This window comes from Mesorhizobium sp. CA6 (assembly GCF_020165035.1).
GTDB lineage: Bacteria > Pseudomonadota > Alphaproteobacteria > Rhizobiales > Rhizobiaceae > Mesorhizobium.
In genome coordinates, this window is sequence record NZ_JAIUHI010000003.1 from 349700 (window position 1) to 368152 (window position 18453).

The window sequence follows — 18453 nt, forward strand, 5'->3', positions numbered from 1 at the left end:
GGCCGGTGCCTGTCAATGTATGGCCACAGGAGCGAGAGCGCGCGAGAGACTTGCTTCGCCCTTGCCGTAGACGGACGGGTCGTAATTGGCCAGCGTGTCGGTGCGGGCCGTATTGAGCAGGTCGTTGGTGATCTGGACGGGCGTCGCCTTGGTGAACTTGCTGCCGATGATCGCAGCATAGCCGGAGATGATCGGCGCGGCAAAAGACGTTCCGTAGAGCCCGGTCTTGTCACCCTCGACGCCGACCACCAGGAAGTGGCTCTGCACAGCCTGGTCGGAGCCGGCATAATTGGAATACCAGGCGAGCTGGGCCTTGTTGGCTGTGGTTCCGTTCGTCGACAGCGCGCCGACGAAGATCGCGGTCGGTTTGCCGATCAAAGCAAGGTCGAGATAGTCCTGCTGGCCACCAGTGACCCCGCCAACAGCGACCGCGTCGTTGCCGGCCGCCTTCGAGACGATGGCCGAACCTTTGGTGGCGTAGGAGATGATCGAGGACTCCTCCGGAGCCCACCAGATCTGGTTCGCGCTGTAGCCCGCGGTTGTGTACATGCCGTAGCTCAGGTTCAGCACATTAAGGCCGCGTGCCAGCGAAACGGCCGTGCCGGTCGAGAAATCCTTGGAGCGGATGGTCGCGGCGGGAGCAATCATGCTTGCTTCCTCGCGCGTCCATTCGCCGTGTCGCTGGGTCTGCACGCCGATCCCGAAATTGCCGGAAAAGCGCGAGGTGCTGCTGAAGTCGTCGACCATCGTGATGGTGACGCCCTTGCCCTTGTAGCCGGCTGCCCATGCCGCGCCGACGTCGGGGCTCATCCAGTTCTGTACCGTTTGCGTCGTGCGCGCGACCGGTATCTTTGCGCTCACGCAGATGGAGCCGCCGCCATGGCAGAGCGCCGCCGTCTCGTCCGCGCCGAGGCCCTCCTGCGCCGAGGCAATGGGCGCCGAAAGGATGGCAAGGGCGGCAACGAGGCCGAATTTCAGGTGACCAGCAGACATGTTCCAACTCCAGCCAAACAAGAACCAGGACGGGCGATCGCGCGTTTCGGGACGAGATGGACTTTTCATTCGCGCCTCCCGGCGATCAGAAAGTGAGACGATAATTCAGCCACAGATGCATGCTCTCGGGCTTGGCGCTAACCAGGTATTTCAGGGTTTCCTGCGGCGCCATCTCACCGGCCGCGAGCCGGCAATTGACACTGTAGGAGCCCAGATCCCCGTAGTCGGCCAGGCAAGGTTTCTCGGTGAGGTTTCCGCCGATGATCGACGTTACGGACAGCGACAGGGTGCTGTTCGGATTCGGATGCGTCTGGGTGAGGAAACCGAGCTTCAGGCTGGGCCCGATGCTGTATTTGTCGCCTTGTTCGCCGGTCCCGAACCCCCAAAGGATGCCGGTGTTTTCGGTAACCTGGGTGAGCAGGTCGACATGCATGTCCACCCAGTTCGTGTGGTACCATTGGTTGAACGAGACCCAGCTTCCATTCTGCAGCTCATAGCCGCCACCGCCGAGGCCTCGGGCACGGTCGCTCAGCGGCGACCCCTGATGCATGCCGATCAGCGAGGTGGTCATCATTTCCTGGGCGGTCGCGGGAGACGCGCCGAGACATGCGCACAGCAGCAGCGCCGCCTCGCACGATGTGCCCCTCTTGCCGGATCGTTCGCGCATGCGCGAAACACCTCGCCCCACCGATCCGGTCAGCGCCTTGGGTGGCGGCGAGTTTCTCGGCCAGCCCTGCAGCCGGATCATTTGCCCGACGGTGGCACGAATTCCGTTACCGCAAACTTAAATGAGACGACTCGAATATAAGTATCTGTTTGAAATGCCGGGCCGGTCCGGACCTTCCGGGATCGACTCAGGCAAATTGGTTCGCAACTCGCGATGGAACATGCTCAGGTCCTGAGCCGTCCTGATTTCGCTGCGGGTCGATCTGTTCGAAGGTGAGGAGTCCCTCAGGCCGCGTCGCGAACCTTCTGGATGCGGGAGCGTATCGCCTCGATCATCGTCTCGCGGATGACCGTCTCGCCATGCGTCTCGCGCATGTGCTCGACGGCACGGCGCATCACCTCGGCTTCTTCCTCGGCGCGCGTATGCCAGTCGCAGCCGGGGACAAGCGACCCGCATTGGAATTCCTTCATGGGACTTTCCTTTCCTCGTTCTGCTGGAAAACCATAACACATGCGACCGGTTTCGGTTGCATCGCAGCCCGCGGCAGACTGCTTTTCTCTCCAAAAAAGGAAGGCGGAGCAGTGCTGCCCCGCCTTCCTTGCCGCCTGAGAACTCGATCTGCCTTTGACGGGCAGGCCGTCACTTCATGATCTTGACGGCCTCGGCAATCTTGTTCTTGCCGCTCATGTCCCAGGAGACGCGAACCTTCTCGCCGGCCTGGATGCCGGGATCCTTGAAGGCCTTGGACAGCTTGAAAGTGGATCCGTCGTCCAGAACAAGGCTCATGGCCGTTCCGTCAAAGCTCTTGACGGTGCCGGTGGTGTGCTTGACCGCTGCGAGCGCGGCGCCGCCGGAGGCGAGAAGGGCGGCGGTTGCTGCGGTCACGATAAGCTTGCGCATGGCGTGCTCTCCTGGAATGCGGGTGCCCGATTCGGCGAGGCACCTCTCGTGATCAGGGTCGTCAAGTCGCGCCGGCTCACGGCCGGAGGGAGACGAGATGATCTCCGTTTCGACCGCCGGCGCTTCCCGACCCGGCGACCTTAAATAGCTCAATTTTTTCAAAAGGATATTAGACGAAAAAGATATCGTCCCTGCCACATTGCCGGCCAAGATTCGGCGAATTGGACAGCAATGCGGCCGTCGCCGCGCTCACCGGATCGTTACGGCCATTTTACCTCGGGCGGCAGGCTGGACAGGATCGAGGCGACATTGCCGCCGGTCTTGAGGCCAAAGATGGTGCCGCGATCGTGAAGCAAGTTGAATTCGACGTAGCGGCCGCGCCGGATGAGCTGTTCCTCGCGCTCGCCATCGGTCCAGTTCTGGTTGAAGTTGCCCCGCACCAGATGGGCATAGACGACGAGAAAAGAACGTCCGACATCCTGGACGAAATTGAGATCGGCGTCCCAGCCGCCCCTGTCCTCGTCAGAATGCAGCCAGTCGAAGAAGATGCCGCCGATGCCGCGCGGCTCGTTGCGGTGCGGCAGGAAGAAATACTCGTCGCACCACGATTTGAATTTGGGATAGTCGGCGACGGCGGCGTTCTTCTCGCAGGCGAACTGCATGGCGCGATGGAAGGCGATCGAGTCGGGATCGTCCTGGGTGCGGCGGCGGTCGAGCACCGGCGTCAGATCGGCGCCGCCACCGAACCACTGGCGCGTGGTGACGACCATGCGGGTATTCATATGCACGGCCGGCACGTTGGGGTTCCAGGGATGTGCTATCAGCGAGATGCCGCTCGCCCAGAAGCGCGGGTCTTCCTCGGCGCCGGGAATCTGCTTCCTGAACTCGGGCGAGAATTCGCCATGGACGGTCGAGGTGTGGACGCCGACCTTCTCGAAGACGCGGCCGCGCATCATCGACATGGTGCCGCCGCCGCCGCGGCCGTCGTCGCGCTCCCAGGGGGTCTTCTCGAAATGGCCGGGCGACCATGACGCTTGCGGGCCGGTGAGTTCCTGCTCGATTTGCTCGAAAGTGGCGCAGATGCGCTCGCGCAAGGCCTCGAACCACAGACGTGCCTTCATCTTCTTCTGCTCGATGTCGGCCGGCAGGCCCACGGGAAGGTCAGGTCTTTCCAATTCGGTCTCCAGTCGCAGGCGCGCTTGCCTGACAAATGACTCGTCTTTTCAGGGCGCGATCCCTAATCTCTTGAGAGGAAGGGTCAAGTCCTGTCTGACCAAGGTGCAAGGGAGTTCCTTCGTGCGCACCCCGGCAAGACCGCCGCTGGATGGCTTACGCAAGAGGCTGGAGCGCTCACGGGCTGAGCGCGAAAACCAGCCGCGCGACGGTTTCCTGCGCGAAACCTTCGTGCTGCCGCGCCCGGATGCGCGCCTGAAGGCCAAGGAGTGGTTCGAGCGTTTTCCGAAACAGGCCTACTGGACCGAGATCGAAAGCTGGTTCGAACGCCCGGGCGACGTGATCGAATTCACCATGCGGCGGCTGCCGGCGGCCGATTAAGGTGCATTGATATTCAGGTGAGGCCGGCCTGCAAATGGCGGCTCCTGCGCTTCCGGTGCTCACGTACTTTAAGTACGCTCCGCTCCGGTTCTCGGAAGCCACCATTTTCGTCTCGGCCTGACCTGAATCTCAATGCACCTTGGCGACAGACTGTCAGCGCACCGCCAGCCGTCTCGCCCCTGTCCCCTCCTTGGCCAGCCGATCTTCCTTGTTCCTCAGCGGGCATTTGTCGATCGACATGCAGCCGCAGCCGATGCAATCGGTCAGGCCGTCGCGCAATTTCTTGAGCTGGGCGATCTTCTGGTCGAGCTCGTCGCGCCAGGCTGTCGAAAGCAGGTTCCAGTCCTCGCGGTTCGGTGTGCGCTCTTCCGGCAGCGACTGGAACGCCCGGGCGATGTCGGCAAGCGAGATGCCGACCTCCTGGGCGACGCGGATGATCGCCACGCGCCGAAGCACGTCGCGGCTGTAGCGCCGCTGGTTGCCGGAGGTGCGGTGGCTGCGGATCAGGCCGCGCGCCTCGTAGAAATGCAGCGCCGATACCGCAACGCCGCTGCGCACGGCCACCTGGCCGACCGTCAATTCCCTTACCGGAGCCATCTCGATTTTTCCGCTTGACCTCAAGTTAAGTTGAGCTTGTAGCCAAGAAACGCCGATGGGACAATTGCAGGAGAAGGCGATGTGCGCCTGGTTGAGAATGACGCCGCGAGTGGAGCCTGCGCGCGGCAACGAAGAAGGGTTCGGGGTTCTAGCCGAGCTGGCGCAGCGCTTCGCCCGCGACCATGGCGACGGACAGCGCGACATTGATGCTGCGCGCTCCGGGCCGCATCGGGATGGTCAGTCGCGCATCCGCCGCCTGGTGGACCTGGTCCGGCACGCCGGCGGATTCGCGGCCGAACAGAAGGATGTCGCCGGCAGCGAAAGCAAAGTCGGTGTAGGCGGCCGTGGTCTTGGTGGTGAGCAGCACGAGGCGGCGCGCGTTGGTCTTTCGCCACCCCTCGAAGGCGTGCCAGTCGGCATGGCGGGACAGCGCCGCCATTTCGAGGTAGTCCATGCCGGCCCGTTTCAGCGCCCGGTCGGAGAGCGGGAAACCAGCCGGCTCGATGATATCGACGCCGATATCGAGGCAGGCGGCGAAGCGCAGGATTGTCCCGGTGTTGCCGGCGATGTCCGGCTGGTAGAGCGCGATGCGGAGACGATCGTTCATTTCCGTATCCTGCTAATAAGTGGCAGATCGGCCACAGGCGCCTCCGGCTTTCGGCGATTTCTGGACTGGCGGGTGGCCATTTTCTGCGAAGTCGAGTATATGCTGACCATCGTCAACCCGAACCGAAGGAGGGGGACCACATGATGACCATGCACTTCCAGCTCCTCTCCGGGGCACTCCTATGCCCACCGGCGGTTTCGGTACGACGATTCTTCTGACACTTTAAGTCCTCATCGCACCGATTCCCGCCGAACCCAGTTTTCGGCCTTCGAAGGAATCTTGCGATGTTTTTCAAACTGCCAAAGGGGCGCCGTGCCCCAGCTGAGCGTGTCGGGACCGACGCTAGTCGTGTCCCGGCCGATTCGATCCGCGCCTTCGGCCGAATGCCGATGCTCGAGGACGCATCACCCTTTTTAACGCATTTGCATATGGAGGACGGACCAATGTTCGATCCCTACAAGATACCGGGGTCAAGAAGCCTGCATGAACGCAAGGTGGCTACCTGGGCCCTGCTGATCGGCGAGACCTATTCGTCGGCGGTACATGCCGAGGAACGGCGCAGACCGCATCGCGGCATGCTGCCGGACGTCGATTTCTCGCGCGCGGTGCCCGATCACAGCCGGCCCACGCTGGTGCGCCGGATCATCCATATGATCCGGCCGGGCGACAGGAGCCGGGCAGGTTCCGCCCTTTCGTCTGGAAGTTCCGGGCCGTCAGGGACGTCAAACGAGCCTGTCGGCGAAATGCCGGCGAAACCCTATATTGCGCGGGACAGGGCCGGCGAAGCGGATGATTCCGTATCGCCGGCCCGCAATACCGCGCGGCCGCAAAGCCTTGCCCGTCAATCCCGCGCCGCGTGAGCGCCTAGATAGTCGAGTGCCTGGAATGTTCCGCTGGTTTGAAAACAGGCTCGATCCGTTTCCCGCCGCGGAGCCGGTCGAGCCGCCGAAGACGCTGATCGCCTTCTGCGTTCATTATACGCGCGGCGTTTGGCCCTACATCGCCGTAGATGCGGTGCTGGTGGCGGCGATCGCCATCACAGAAGTGTGGATGTTCGGTTTCATGGGCCGCATCGTCGACTGGCTGTCGGCGCAGAACCGGGAAACGTTCCTGCAGACCGAGAGCTGGAAACTCGCCGGCATGGCTTTCATCGTGCTGTTTGCGCTGCCCGGTACGGTGTGGCTGCGTTCGTTGCTCAACCAGCAGACGCTGATGGGCAATTATCCCATGCGCATCCGCTGGCAGGTGCATCGCTATTTGCTGAAACAGTCGATGGCTTTCTACCAGGACGAGTTCGCCGGCCGGATCGCCACCAAACTGATGCAGACCGCACTCGCCGTGCGCGACTTCGTCATGAAGCTGATAGATGTCCTCAACTACGTGATCGTCTACTTCCTCGGCATGCTGTTCATCGTCGGTTCGGCGGATTTGCGGCTGGCTGCACCCTTGGGTGTGTGGCTGATCGGTTATGTCGCCTTGCTGTGGCATTTTATTCCGCGGCTGGGCAAAGTCGGCGAGGAGCAAGCCGACGCACGCTCGACCATGACCGGCCGCGTCGTCGACAGCTACGCCAACATCCAGACGGTGAAGCTGTTTTCGCACGCGCGCCGCGAGGCGACCTTCGCCAGGGAAGGCATGGCAGGCTTCCTCGACACCGTCTACCGTTCTATGCGGCTGGTGACGGTGCTTTACGGCCTGCTCTACATCCTGAACTCGCTGCTGCTGGTCTCTGTCACGGCGATCTCGCTGTGGCTGTGGCTCGGCCAGGCGGTGACGATCGGCGCAGTAGCCGTGGTCATCGGCCTTGTGCTGCGCATGTGGGGCATGTCGCAATGGATCATGTGGGAGATGTCCGTGCTGTTCGAGAATATCGGCACGGTGCAGGACGGCATCCAGTCGATCTCGCTGCCGCGGCTGGTCGAAGACAGGCCGGGCGCCAAGGACATCACCGTCGCCCGGGGCGAGATCCGCTTCGAGGACATCCGCTTCCATTACGGCAAGCAGAAGGGCGTCATCGAGAACCTGTCGCTCACCGTGAAACCCGGCGAGAAGGTCGGTATTGTCGGACGTTCCGGCGCCGGCAAATCGACACTGGTCAATCTGTTGTTGCGCTTCTACGACCTGGAAAGCGGCAGGATCCTCGTCGACGGCCAGGAGATTGCGGCGGTGACGCAGGATTCTTTGCGCGCGCAGATCGGCATGGTCACGCAGGACACTTCGCTGCTGCACCGCTCGGTGAAGGAGAACATCCTCTATGGCCGGCCGGACGCGACCGACGAAATGCTCATCGAGGCGGCGCGCCGGGCGGAGGCGCTCGATTTCATCGGCGGGCTCTCGGACCATAACGGCCGCAAGGGATTCGATGCCCATGTCGGCGACCGCGGCGTCAAACTGTCCGGCGGCCAGCGGCAGCGCATCGCGATTGCCCGCGTCATGCTGAAGGACGCGCCGATCCTCATCCTCGACGAGGCGACGTCGGCGCTCGATTCGGAAGCCGAGGCGGCCATCCAGGAGAACCTCTACAAGCTGATGCAGGGCAAGACCGTCATAGCCATCGCGCACCGCCTGTCGACGATCGCGGCGATGGACCGGCTCGTCGTCATGGACAAGGGGCACATCATCGAGGAAGGCTCGCATGAGGAGCTCGTCGCCAAGGGCGGGCTCTACGCCCAGCTCTGGCAACGCCAGTCGGGCGGTTTCCTGCTCGATGACGCGCCGGCTGAGCCCGATGCCAAGTCGCTTCGATCCGAGATGGCTGCGGAGTAACGCGATCGCGATTGCAGCAACCCCGTCCGGAATTGCGCAAAACAAAGACTTGGAGCGGCCCGGCGGTTCTGTGAGCCGTCGAGCCGCTCCGGCATCAAGGTTACGGCGATTGCGCGGAATCGATCCCGGGCGTAACCACGGCCTGGCCAGAGGCCTGCTGGCGACCAGATCGGTTCCGGCGGATTTCCGGCGCGATGAGAGAAAAATGTTCGACCGCATCTTCACCTGGTTCGAAAGCCGTTATTCGCCGGTGGCGCTGGCCGACGACAGGCAGCCGCCAATGGGACTTTGGCGGTTCTACTGGTATTTCATAAGGCAGTTTCGTACCGCCTATCGGCTGCGCATGATCATCGTTGCCGTCGCGGCGATAGTGGACGCGATGCTGCCGATTTTCGTCGGCCTGATCGTCGGCCTGCTCTCCAGCACCAAGCCAGGCGATTTCTTCGCTGCGCACATGCCGTTGCTCGTCATGATGGCGATCGTCGTGCTGCTGCGTCCGCTGTCGATGGTTGTCGATGGTCTCATCCGCAACCACGCCATCGCGCCGAACCTTATCGACCTCATCCGCTGGCAGAGCCATTGGCACGTCGTGCGCCAGGACTGGTCTTTCTTCCAAAACGACTTCGCCGGCCGCATCGGAACCAAGGTCATGCAGAGCGGCGATTCGGTGGAGATGAGCGTCAACCTCACCGTCGATGCGGTCTGGTACGCGCTTGTCTTCGTCGCGGTCGCCATTGTCGTGCTGGCGCGGCTCGATACGCTGCTGCTGGCTGTGGTGGCGGTATGGCTGGTATTCTACTGCCTCATCTTCTGGTCTGCGATGCCGAAGATCACCCAGCGCTCGTCCCAACTGTCGGAGCGGTGGTCGCAGGTGAGCGGCCGCATGGTCGACAGCTACACCAACATCCTGACGCTCAAGACGTTCTCGACCGGCGAGCACGAGGACAAATATGTCTCGCAGGCGGTGGTCGAGCATGCCGACACGTTTTACCAGCTGATGCGCGTTTTCACGCTGATGTGGTCGGCCCTGTTCGTCCTCAACGCGGCGCTGCTCATTGCCATAAGCTGGCTGGCGCTGGCCGGCTGGAACGCGGGGACCATGACTACGGCAGCCGTGGCGACCGCGATACCGTTCGCGCTGCAGATCGCCAATATCTCCGGCAGGATCCTCGATGTCGGCGCCAACGTTTTCCGGCAGATCGGCGTTGCCAGCAATTCGATGACGACGATCGCGCGTCCCATCACCATGCAGGACCAGCCTGACGCACCGGCCCTCGCCGTGACCGCCGGCGGCATCGAGTTCGACCGGGTGAATTTCAACTACTGGCGCAAGGACGGCAAAGGCGGCGTCATCGACAATCTGTCGCTGAAGATCGTGCCGGGCGAGCGGGTCGGCCTGATCGGTCGCTCCGGGGCCGGCAAGTCGACGCTGGTCAATCTCGTGCTGCGGCTGTTCGACGTCCAGGACGGCAAGGTGCTGATCGACGGACAGGACATCCGCCACGTCTCGCAAGAGAGCGTTCGCGCGGCGATCGGCTTCGTCAACCAGGACACGTCGCTCTTGCATCGATCCGTTCGCGAGAACCTCAAATATGGACGCCAGTCGGCCAGCGACGAGGCCATGTTTAGCGCCGCCAAAGCCGCTCAGGTCGACGATGTGATCGCGGCACTGACCGATCCGTATGGGCAGAGCGGCTATGAGGCGCTTGTCGGCGAACGCGGCGTGAAGCTGTCCGGCGGCCAGCGGCAACGCATCGCAATTGCCCGCGTTATGCTGAAGGACGCGCCGATCCTCATTCTCGACGAGGCCACCTCCGCGCTCGATTCGGAAGTGGAAGCCGCCATTCAGGAGAACCTCTACAAGCTCATGCAGGGCAAGACTGTCATCGCCATCGCCCACCGGCTGTCGACCATCGCGGCGATGGACAGGCTGGTGGTGATGGACAAGGGACGCATCGTGGAGGACGGCTCGCATGAGACCTTGATCGCCAAGGGTGGGCTCTATGCCCAGCTCTGGCGGCGCCAGTCGGGCGGTTTCCTGCTCGAGGAAAAGCAGGCCGCCGACGATCTGGCGGCGAAAGGTGAAGCCGCGGAATGATGAAAGGCGTCTATCGCTGGTTCGAGGGCTGGGTCTATCCGTTCCGCGAGCCCGTGAATCTTCGGCCACCCGCCAGCGTCGGCGGCTTCCTGTGGCACTATGTCGGGCAGGCCAAGCTCGCTTTCTTCGCCATGCTCATCATCGGCGGCATCGCGCCGCTGGTCGAGGCAGGCTTGTTCTATTTCGTCGGGAGGCTGGTCGATATCCTCGACCAGTTGCCCGGCGAGCGCAGCTGGCACGCGCTGTGGGCGGCCGCCGGTCCCGAGCTCCTGTTCATGGGCGCCGTGGTTCTGTTCATCCGCACTCTGGTGGTCGGCCTGTCGGCGCTGGTCGACGAGCAGACGATCACGCCCGGATTCTACAACCTGGTGCGCTGGCAGGCGCACCGGCACGTCTCGCGCCAGTCCTATGCCTTCTTCCAGAACGATTTCGCCGGCCGCATCGCGACAAAAGTCTGGCAGGCGGGGCAGGCGACCGGCGACCTGATGGAGAGCTTCATCGAGGTGGTCTGGTTCATGATCGTCTATACGGTGACGACGCTCGCGCTGGTCGCCGGTCTCGATCTGCGGCTGGCGGTGCTGGTGGTGATCTGGATCGCTGCCTTCGGCTGGCTGGCGAAACTCTATCTGCCGGCTATCCGCAAGCATGCCGAGGCGACGGCCGAGGCGGGTTCGATGATCACCGGCCGCATCGTCGATTCCTACTCGAACGTGCAGACGTTGAAGCTGTTTTCGGCCGACGGCGACGATCGCTATATCCGCAGCGGCTTCGGCATCTATCTCGACGCGCTGCGGCCGTTCACACGCCGGCTGACCGGCGTGCGCATGGCGCTGACCATGCTCTCGGGCATCATGATCACGGCGATCGCCGCTTTCGCCATCTATCTGTGGGTCGAAGGCTCGATCACGGTCGGCGCCGTCGCCTTCACGCTGTCGCTGGTGCTCAGGCTCAACATGCTGCTTGGAAGGCTGATGATGCAGCTCAACGGCATCCTGAGGAATCTCGGCGTGCTGGAGAATTCCAAAGCGCTGATCTCGCAGCCGCTCGGCCTGACCGACGCGCCGGACGCCAAGGAGCTGGTCGTCGCCGGCGGCCGCATCGACGTCAGGAACGTCACCTTCCATTACGGCAAGGGGACCGGAGTGCTCGACGGCATCGACCTCGTCGTGCATCCGGGCGAGAAGGTCGGGCTGGTCGGCCCGTCGGGCGCCGGCAAGACGACCTTGGCCAACCTGATCCTGCGCCTCTATGACCTCGAGGGCGGCCAGATCCTGATCGACGGCCAAGACATCGCGCATGTGACGCAGAACTCGCTGCGCGGCAATATCGGCGTGGTCAGCCAGGATACCGCACTTTTCCACCGCTCGCTGCGCGACAACATCAAGCTCGGCATGCCGGACGCGACCGATGCGCAGGTGATCGCCGCGGCCAGGAAAGCCGAGGCGCATGACTTCATCCTTGGGCTGCGCGACAACCGCGAGCGCTCCGGCTACGAGGCCTATGTCGGCGAGCGTGGCGTGAAGCTCTCCGGCGGCCAGCGGCAGCGCGTCGCCATCGCGCGCGTCTTCCTCAAGGATGCGCCGATCCTGATCCTCGACGAGGCGACCTCGGCGCTCGATTCCGACATCGAGGCGGCGATCCAGGAGAACCTGACCAGACTGATGGAGAACAAGACGGTGATCGCCATCGCGCACCGGCTGTCGACCATCGCAGCGCTCGACCGGCTCGTGGTGCTGGACGGCGGCCGCATCGTCGAACAGGGCACGCATGACGAGCTGGTGGCGCTCGACGGGCTCTATGCGCGGCTCTGGAAGCGGCAGTCCGGCGGCTTCCTGTTCAACGAGGAAAGCGCGCTGGAAGAGACGCGGCCAGCGGAGTAGAACGGCATCATGTCGGTACGCATGCCTATGAATTTCGGACGGTCAGGCGCGCAGGAAAGCGCGCTCGATCTGCTCGGCCACGAAATCCTCGCCGAGAAGGCCGCAGCGCTCGGCCGCGCCGGCCGGCGTGTCGAGGAAACCCTTGCCAGATTGCGCGAGAGCGGCGAGGGCGAGCATCGCAACCGGCTGCTTAAGGAGGCGGCAGCGGCCGTCCATGCCTATTTCATCCAGCGCGAGCTTTGCGGTTTGCGCAAGCATGACGCCGTGATCCGCGAATACGACATCCCGCGCGCGGTGCTGGTCAGGCTCGGCGCCAGCTAGGCGCCGATTTCCTGGCGAAAACGCGCCAATCGCGCAGCAAGGGCTCCGGGATTCTCGTCGGCGACGAAGTGGCCGCTACCCGGGATGATGTGGCCTTCGACATTGGATAGGCCCGCTGCCTTCAAGCCGTCAAGATAGTCGGCGATGTCGCCGGATTCGGCCGAGCCTCTGAGATAAAGAACCGGCTTGGCGATCGGCGTCGCGGATGGGTGGGAATTGACCTTGGCGTCCGCGGCAAAGGCGCGGTACCAGTCGAAGCCGGCCTTGAGGCTTTCCGGCCGCGAATAGGCCTTGGCATAGATGTCTCTGGCTTCCGCAGGGACCGCCGATTTTTCCTTCGAAAGAATATCGAAGAAGAAATCGAAATAGGCGCGCTCATGGCCGCTCACCAGTATCTCGGGCAAGGCCGGGATCGCATGAAAGGCGAAATGCCAGATACGCGGATTGCGGATGACATTTTGCCACGGCGCCACGCCGGGGATGACGACGTCCATGATCACCGCGCCGGACAAATTTTCGGGCTCGTCGCGCAACAGCGCGAAGACGATCTGGCCGCCGACGTCATGACCGGCGACGATGACCTGCCGCAAGCCGCAAACGGCGATCAGCCCCTTCATCAATCTGGCCAGATATGCCTTTTCTCCGGTCTCGGGCGCGCCGTGTGAACCGCCGATGCCCGGCAAGTCCGGCGCGACCACGCGCTGGTCGCCGGCCAGCTCGTCGACGATTGCCTCAAAAGCATGGGAGCTTTGCGGCCAACCATGCAGCAGCAGAAGGCCCGGCGCATCGGGCGGCCCTGCGTCCCGGATCGCGATAGCCAGCCCCTCGACCTCAACGGTGCGCTGTCGCATGCTTCATCTCCATCGATGCCAGATCGATGGAACTAGGCTGCAATCAGCCTCCGGACAGGCCCGGTCCGACGATCGGAAGAATCATTCCAACCATTCGGTGATGAAGTGGCCGTTCTCGTGTATGTCGGTGCTTTCGAGCGGGCCAGGCCCGAGATTGGTGAATTTGTGCGGCGTGTCGGGCGGCACGATCAGGATCTGGCCGGCCGTGGCCTTGATCTCCTGGTCGCCGATCGTGAACAGGCCGGTGCCGGAGCGGATGACGAAGATTTCCGCGTAGGGATGCTTGTGCAGACGTGGGCCGCCGCCGACAGTCGGCTGATAGTTGAAGATCAGGCAGGAATTGGCACCGAACTGGCCGCATTGCAGCTCGCCTTTCCAGCAGTCGGGGGCGTCGGCCCAGCTGTCGCGTTCAATGACATGCGCCATGACGCCAGAATAGACCGGGCCAGGAGCCGATGTCGAGGCGAACACCGGCTCGATTGACCCCGGATTTCCCGCTGTTTCACCCTGTCCGGCGGCCTGGCGGGGACGCGTCGGCCTGGGCCGCCGCGCATCCCCGCGACAATCTGCCCTTGTGGTCTCACCCCGCTGGACAAAAACGGGCCGCACGCATAAACCGAACTCCAAATGCCGGAGGAATTCGCTAGCCTGTTCGCCATGCGCTGTCGGGCAGGTGCGATTGAGCGGGGACAAGGCTCGGCCTCCGGTTAGGAAGAGGCGAAAGGATCAGGCACCCGTGAGCGCAACCGACATCCACGATCCCAACCGTCGCGATTTTCTCTACGTAGCCACCGGCATGGCCGCCGTTGTCGGCGCCGGAGCCGTCGCGTGGCCGTTCATCGACCAGATGCGCCCCGATGCCTCGACCCTGGCGCTGGCTTCGGTCGAGGTCGATGTTTCTTCACTGCAGCCCGGCAGCTCGCTGGTCGTCAAGTGGCGCGGCAAGCCGGTGGTGGTGCGCAACCGCACCGAAAAGGAAATGAAGGACGGCGCGGCCGTCAATCTCGCCGATCTCAAGGATCCGATCGCACGCAACGCCAACCTGCCGTCCGACGCGCCGGCGACCGACGCCAACCGCACCACGCCCGGCAAGGAAGCCTGGATGGTGATGGTGCAGGTCTGCACGCATCTCGGCTGCATCCCGCTCGGCCAGGAAGGCGATTTCGGCGGGTGGTTCTGCCCGTGCCACGGTTCGCAATACGACACCGCCGGCCGCATCCGCAAAGGCCCGGCGCCGGAGAACATGGCGATCCCGGTATTCAAGTTCATTTCCGATACCAAGATCCTTATCGGTTGAGGCAGGGGACATTTCGATGAGCGAGGGACACTCGACCTATACGCCCAAGACCGGTATCGAGCGCTGGTTCGACGCCCGCATGCCGCTGCCGCGGCTGGTCCATGACAGCTTCGTCGCCTATCCAGTGCCGCGCAACCTCAACTACATGTGGACGTTCGGCGGCATCCTGTCGATCATGCTGGCCGCGCAGATCCTGACCGGCATCGTGCTGGCGATGCACTACACCTCCGACACCAATCTCGCCTTCGATTCGGTCGAGAAGATCATGCGCGACGTGAATTCGGGATGGCTCTTGCGCTATCTCCATTCCAATGGCGCCTCATTCTTCTTCGTCGCCGTCTACATCCATATCTTCCGCGGCCTGTTCTACGGCTCCTACAAGGCGCCGCGCGAGCTCTTGTGGATCCTCGGCTGCATCATCTACCTCCTGATGATGGCCACCGGCTTCATGGGCTACGTGCTGCCTTGGGGCCAGATGAGCTTCTGGGGCGCTACCGTCATCACCGGCTTCTTCAGCGCCATTCCGCTGGTGGGGAACTGGATCCAGGAACTGCTGCTCGGCGGCTTCGCCGTCGACAATCCGACGCTGAACCGCTTCTTTGCGCTGCATTACCTGTTGCCGTTCATGATCGCCGGCGTGGTCGTGCTGCACATCTGGGCGCTGCATGTCGTGGGCCAGTCGAACCCGACCGGTATCGAGGTCAAGTCGAAGACCGATACCGTGGCCTTCACGCCCTACGCCACCATCAAGGACGCGTTCGGCATGATCGTGTTCCTGTTCGTCTTCGCCTATTTCGTCTTCTACCTGCCGAACTTTCTTGGCCATCCGGACAACTACACGGTCGCCAATCCGCTGAAGACGCCGGCCCACATCGTTCCGGAATGGTACTTCCTGCCGTTCTACGCGATCCTGCGCGCCATCACCTTCAACATCGGCCCGATCAACTCCAAGCTCGGCGGCGTGCTGTGCATGTTCGGCGCCATCGCCATGCTGTTCCTGGTGCCGTGGCTCGACACTTCCAAGGTGCGCTCGGCGGTCTATCGTCCATGGTACAAGCTGTTCTTCTGGCTGTTCGTAGCCGACGCCATCCTGCTCGGCTGGCTGGGCTCGCAGCCGGCGGAAGGCAGCTATGTGTTCATGGCGCAGATGGCGACGCTGTTCTACTTCGCCTTCTTCCTGGTCATCATGCCGGTGCTCGGCCTGATCGAGACGCCGCGCAGGCTGCCGAACTCGATCACCGAGGCCGTGCTTGAAAAGAAAAAGGGCGGCAGCGGACATCCGGCACGCGCTGCCGCCGCGCCGGAAACCACGGGCTGAGAATCTGAGGGGATTTTGGGTATGAAGAAGATTCTCACCTCGCTGGCGCTGCTTGGCCTGGTGGTCGCGGGCACCGCTGCCATCGCCGCCGAAGAGGAACACAACGCGGCCGCTCCGACGCATTTCCCGATCAACGAACCGAAGGAAATGAGCTGGAGCTTCGCCGGTCCGTTCGGCACCTATGACAAGGCGCAGCTGCAGCGCGGCCTGAAGGTCTACAAGGAAGTTTGCTCGGCCTGCCACTCGATGAACCTGGTGGCTTTCCGCACGCTGGAAGGCCTCGGCTATTCGGAGGCGCAGATCAAGACTTTGGCCGCCGAATACACCATCCATGACGGCCCGAACGATGCCGGCGACATGTTCGATCGTCCCGGCAAGCCGTCGGATCACTTCCCGGCGCCGTTCCCGAACGAGCAGGCCGCGGCATCCGCCAATGGCGGCGCCGCCCCGCCGGACATGTCGCTGCTTGCCAAGGCGCGCGGTGTCGAGCGCGGCTTCCCGCGCTTCATCTTCGACATCTTCACCCAGTATGCGCAGGGCGGCCCGGACTACATCCACTCGCTGCTCACCGGCTACGACCAGACGCCGCCGGCCGGCATGGTGATCCCGGAAGGCACGCACTACAACCCGTACTTCCTGTCCGGCGTGTCGCTGAAGATGCCGAAGCCGCTCTCGGACGGTCAGGTGACCTATGACGACGGCTCGCCGCAGACCGTCGACCAGTATGCCCGCGACGTCTCGGCCTTCCTGATGTTCGCGGCCGAGCCGCATCTCGAGGATCGCAAGAAGACCGGCTTCCGCGTCATGATATTCCTGCTGGTCTTCGGCGCATTGGTCTACATGACCAAGCGCAGGGTGTGGGCCGACGTGGCGCACTGAGGCGGCGTCGATCGCAAGAATTTTGAAAGGGCGCCACAAGGCGCCCTTTTGTATTTCGGCGCGCGCAAACCGGGGCGTGTCACATGACCGTCATCGCTCGTGGCGATCCTGCCTCGCACTCACCAAAGGATCGCAACCATGAAAAGATATGCATCGCTCGCGGCGGGTTTCCTGCTGCTTGTCACCGGATATGTCGCCCATGCCGATGAGGCCCAGCCTTTCGTCACCAGCAAGGACATTGACCTGACGATGATCCTGCCGCCGCCACCGGCCAATGACTCGCCGGAAACCAAAGCCGAGCTCGGCGAGGTGCTGACGCTGCAGGTGACGCGCACGCCGGAAATGGAAAAGCGCGCCATCGCCGACGCCGAGGAGAATATCTGGCGCTTCGCTGACGTCATGGGCCCGAATTTCAACAAGGAGAAGCTGCCGAAGTTCAGTGCCTTCTTCGATCGCGTCGTGGCGACCGAAGGCGCCGTCGTCGATCCCGCCAAGGATGTCTGGAAGCGGCCGCGGCCGCATCAGCTCAGCGATCTGGTCAAGCCGGTCGTGAAGCTGTCGAGCTCCGGTTCCTGGCCGTCTGGTCATGCGACGGTCGGCACCATGATGGGCATCGTCCTTGCCGACATGGTCCCCGAAAAGCGCGTCGAGATCATGGCGCGCGCGGCCGAATTCGCCCACAACCGCGTGGTCGGCGGCATCCATTATCCGTCCGACATCGAGATGGGCAAGATCTCCGGCAGCGTGATCGCCGAGGTCCTGCTCAACCGTCCCGATTTCAAGGCCGAGTACGAAGTGGCGCGCTCCGAGCTGCGCTCGGATCTCGGCATGTAGCCGCTCGGTAGCGCCTGCTTTTCGAAGGGCGCCTTCGCGGGCGCCCTTTTTCATTATGGCCGAGGCCGATCGGTGCCGATCCTTTGCCGGATGTGCTTGTCTCTGGCGCGACATCGCGGTAGCCCTTGTCGGTCGCGTCGGGCAGCAAAGGCCGACGCCGCCAAATCCGACAGCCGGACACGCGGAAAGCCTCGATGAAATCCTCCCTCGAAGACACGCTGCTTGCGGCCATCCGCACCATTCCGGATTATCCCAGGCCCGGCATCCTGTTTCGCGACATCACCACGCTGCTTGGCGACGCGCGCGCCTTCCGCCGCGCCATCGACGAGCTGGTCCATCCCTATGCGGGATTGAAGATCGACAAGATCGCCGGCATCGAGGCGCGCGGCTTCATCCTCGGCGGCGCTGTGGCGCACCAGCTTTCGGCAGGGTTCGTGCCGATCCGCAAGAAAGGCAAGCTGCCCTACGAGACGGTGCGCGTCGCCTACAGCCTCGAATACGGCCTGGACGAGATGGAGATGCACAAGGACGGCGTCTCGCCGGGCGAGAAGGTGATCGTGGTCGACGACCTGATCGCCACCGGCGGCACGGCGGAAGCCGCGGTGAAGCTGCTGAGGCAAATCGGCGCCGACATCGTCGCCGCCTGCTTCGTCATCGATCTGCCGGACCTCGGCGGCCGCCGGAAGCTCGAAGCGCTCGGCGTGCCGGTGAGGACGCTGATCGGGTTCGAGGGGCATTGATCTTCCCCTTCTCCCCTTGTGGGAGAAGGTGTCGCCGAAGGCGACGGATGAGGGGTGTTCCAGGGAACGCCAACGTCGCACTTCGCTGGAACACCCCTCATCCGTCTCGGCGCTGCGCGCCGATCCACCTTCTCCCACAAGGGGAGAAGGA

General features: G+C 63.2%; 20 protein-coding genes. 11 read left to right on the plus strand and 9 right to left on the minus strand.

Going from position 1 to position 18453, the window contains the following annotated elements; all coding sequences use genetic code 11:
• Positions 1-12: 12 nt before the first annotated feature.
• The 5 genes from LB526_RS06090 to hemF form a co-directional block, all read right to left on the minus strand.
• Positions 13-993, minus strand: a complete 981-nt coding sequence (locus tag LB526_RS06090; RefSeq protein WP_095766496.1) for a S8 family serine peptidase — start codon at positions 991-993, stop codon at positions 13-15.
• A gap of 85 nt (positions 994-1078) precedes the next feature.
• Positions 1079-1741 (minus strand): hypothetical protein, encoded by a 663-nt coding sequence (locus tag LB526_RS06095; RefSeq protein WP_224524597.1) that lies wholly within the window; start codon positions 1739-1741, stop codon positions 1079-1081.
• 203 nt (positions 1742-1944) lie between these two features.
• The gene (locus LB526_RS06100; protein ID WP_095766497.1) at positions 1945-2130 is read right to left on the minus strand and encodes a DUF1059 domain-containing protein; all 186 of its coding nucleotides are present in this window, start codon (positions 2128-2130) and stop codon (positions 1945-1947) included.
• Positions 2131-2299: 169 nt separating this feature from the next.
• Positions 2300-2560: a DUF1344 domain-containing protein gene (locus tag LB526_RS06105; protein ID WP_224626806.1), complete on the minus strand. Its 261-nt coding sequence runs from the start codon at positions 2558-2560 to the stop codon at positions 2300-2302.
• A gap of 260 nt (positions 2561-2820) precedes the next feature.
• Positions 2821-3735 (minus strand): oxygen-dependent coproporphyrinogen oxidase, encoded by a 915-nt coding sequence (gene hemF, locus LB526_RS06110; protein WP_224626807.1) that lies wholly within the window; start codon positions 3733-3735, stop codon positions 2821-2823.
• A 121-nt stretch (positions 3736-3856) separates the two neighbouring features.
• On the opposite strand from hemF, the gene LB526_RS06115 reads away from it, so the two are divergent.
• On the plus strand, positions 3857-4114 hold the full coding sequence (locus LB526_RS06115; RefSeq protein WP_095766723.1) for a hypothetical protein: 258 nt from the start codon (positions 3857-3859) through the stop codon (positions 4112-4114).
• Positions 4115-4267: 153 nt separating this feature from the next.
• On the opposite strand, the gene soxR is transcribed toward LB526_RS06115, so the two are convergent.
• Together soxR and LB526_RS06125 are read right to left on the minus strand one after the other, a co-directional pair.
• On the minus strand, positions 4268-4711 hold the full coding sequence (gene soxR / locus LB526_RS06120) for a redox-sensitive transcriptional activator SoxR (protein ID WP_140838707.1): 444 nt from the start codon (positions 4709-4711) through the stop codon (positions 4268-4270).
• A gap of 148 nt (positions 4712-4859) precedes the next feature.
• Positions 4860-5318, minus strand: coding sequence for a tRNA (cytidine(34)-2'-O)-methyltransferase (locus LB526_RS06125; RefSeq protein WP_224524600.1), 459 nt, complete (start codon positions 5316-5318; stop codon positions 4860-4862).
• Between the two features lie 443 nt (positions 5319-5761).
• On the opposite strand from LB526_RS06125, the gene LB526_RS06130 reads away from it, so the two are divergent.
• From LB526_RS06130 to LB526_RS06150, 5 genes are all read left to right on the plus strand, one after another.
• The gene (locus tag LB526_RS06130; RefSeq protein ID WP_224626809.1) at positions 5762-6178 is read left to right on the plus strand and encodes a hypothetical protein; all 417 of its coding nucleotides are present in this window, start codon (positions 5762-5764) and stop codon (positions 6176-6178) included.
• Positions 6179-6203: 25 nt separating this feature from the next.
• Positions 6204-8084 (plus strand): ABC transporter ATP-binding protein, encoded by a 1881-nt coding sequence (locus tag LB526_RS06135; RefSeq protein WP_224626811.1) that lies wholly within the window; start codon positions 6204-6206, stop codon positions 8082-8084.
• Between the two features lie 205 nt (positions 8085-8289).
• Entirely contained in the window at positions 8290-10182 is a 1893-nt protein-coding gene (locus LB526_RS06140; RefSeq protein WP_224626813.1) for an ABC transporter ATP-binding protein, read from the plus strand.
• Entirely contained in the window at positions 10179-12062 is a 1884-nt protein-coding gene (locus LB526_RS06145; RefSeq protein WP_224626815.1) for an ABC transporter ATP-binding protein, read from the plus strand. Before LB526_RS06140 ends, LB526_RS06145 begins: the two co-directional genes overlap by 4 nt.
• A gap of 9 nt (positions 12063-12071) precedes the next feature.
• Positions 12072-12383 carry a DUF6665 family protein gene (locus LB526_RS06150; RefSeq protein ID WP_140838699.1) on the plus strand — a complete coding sequence of 104 codons (312 nt, stop codon included), beginning with the start codon at positions 12072-12074 and terminating at the stop codon, positions 12381-12383.
• On the opposite strand, the gene LB526_RS06155 is transcribed toward LB526_RS06150, so the two are convergent.
• A complete protein-coding gene (locus LB526_RS06155; RefSeq protein ID WP_224626816.1) occupies positions 12380-13234 on the minus strand; it encodes an alpha/beta fold hydrolase in 855 nt (284 codons plus the stop codon). The genes LB526_RS06150 and LB526_RS06155 overlap by 4 nt on opposite strands.
• Before the next feature lie 81 nt (positions 13235-13315).
• Positions 13316-13660, minus strand: coding sequence for a cupin domain-containing protein (locus tag LB526_RS06160; RefSeq protein WP_224543187.1), 345 nt, complete (start codon positions 13658-13660; stop codon positions 13316-13318).
• A 310-nt stretch (positions 13661-13970) separates the two neighbouring features.
• Here LB526_RS06160 and petA point away from each other — a divergent pair, with 310 nt between their 5' ends.
• The 5 genes from petA (at position 13971) to LB526_RS06185 (ending at position 18302) form a co-directional block, all read left to right on the plus strand.
• The gene (petA, locus tag LB526_RS06165) at positions 13971-14531 is read left to right on the plus strand and encodes a ubiquinol-cytochrome c reductase iron-sulfur subunit (RefSeq protein ID WP_095766509.1); all 561 of its coding nucleotides are present in this window, start codon (positions 13971-13973) and stop codon (positions 14529-14531) included.
• 16 nt (positions 14532-14547) lie between these two features.
• Positions 14548-15849 carry a cytochrome b gene (locus LB526_RS06170; protein WP_140543252.1) on the plus strand — a complete coding sequence of 434 codons (1302 nt, stop codon included), beginning with the start codon at positions 14548-14550 and terminating at the stop codon, positions 15847-15849.
• Positions 15850-15870: 21 nt separating this feature from the next.
• Positions 15871-16728: a cytochrome c1 gene (locus LB526_RS06175; protein ID WP_224524619.1), complete on the plus strand. Its 858-nt coding sequence runs from the start codon at positions 15871-15873 to the stop codon at positions 16726-16728.
• A 138-nt stretch (positions 16729-16866) separates the two neighbouring features.
• A complete protein-coding gene (locus tag LB526_RS06180; RefSeq protein ID WP_224626818.1) occupies positions 16867-17562 on the plus strand; it encodes an acid phosphatase in 696 nt (231 codons plus the stop codon).
• A 194-nt stretch (positions 17563-17756) separates the two neighbouring features.
• A complete protein-coding gene (locus LB526_RS06185) occupies positions 17757-18302 on the plus strand; it encodes an adenine phosphoribosyltransferase (protein WP_041012774.1) in 546 nt (181 codons plus the stop codon).
• Positions 18303-18453 lie beyond the last annotated feature (151 nt).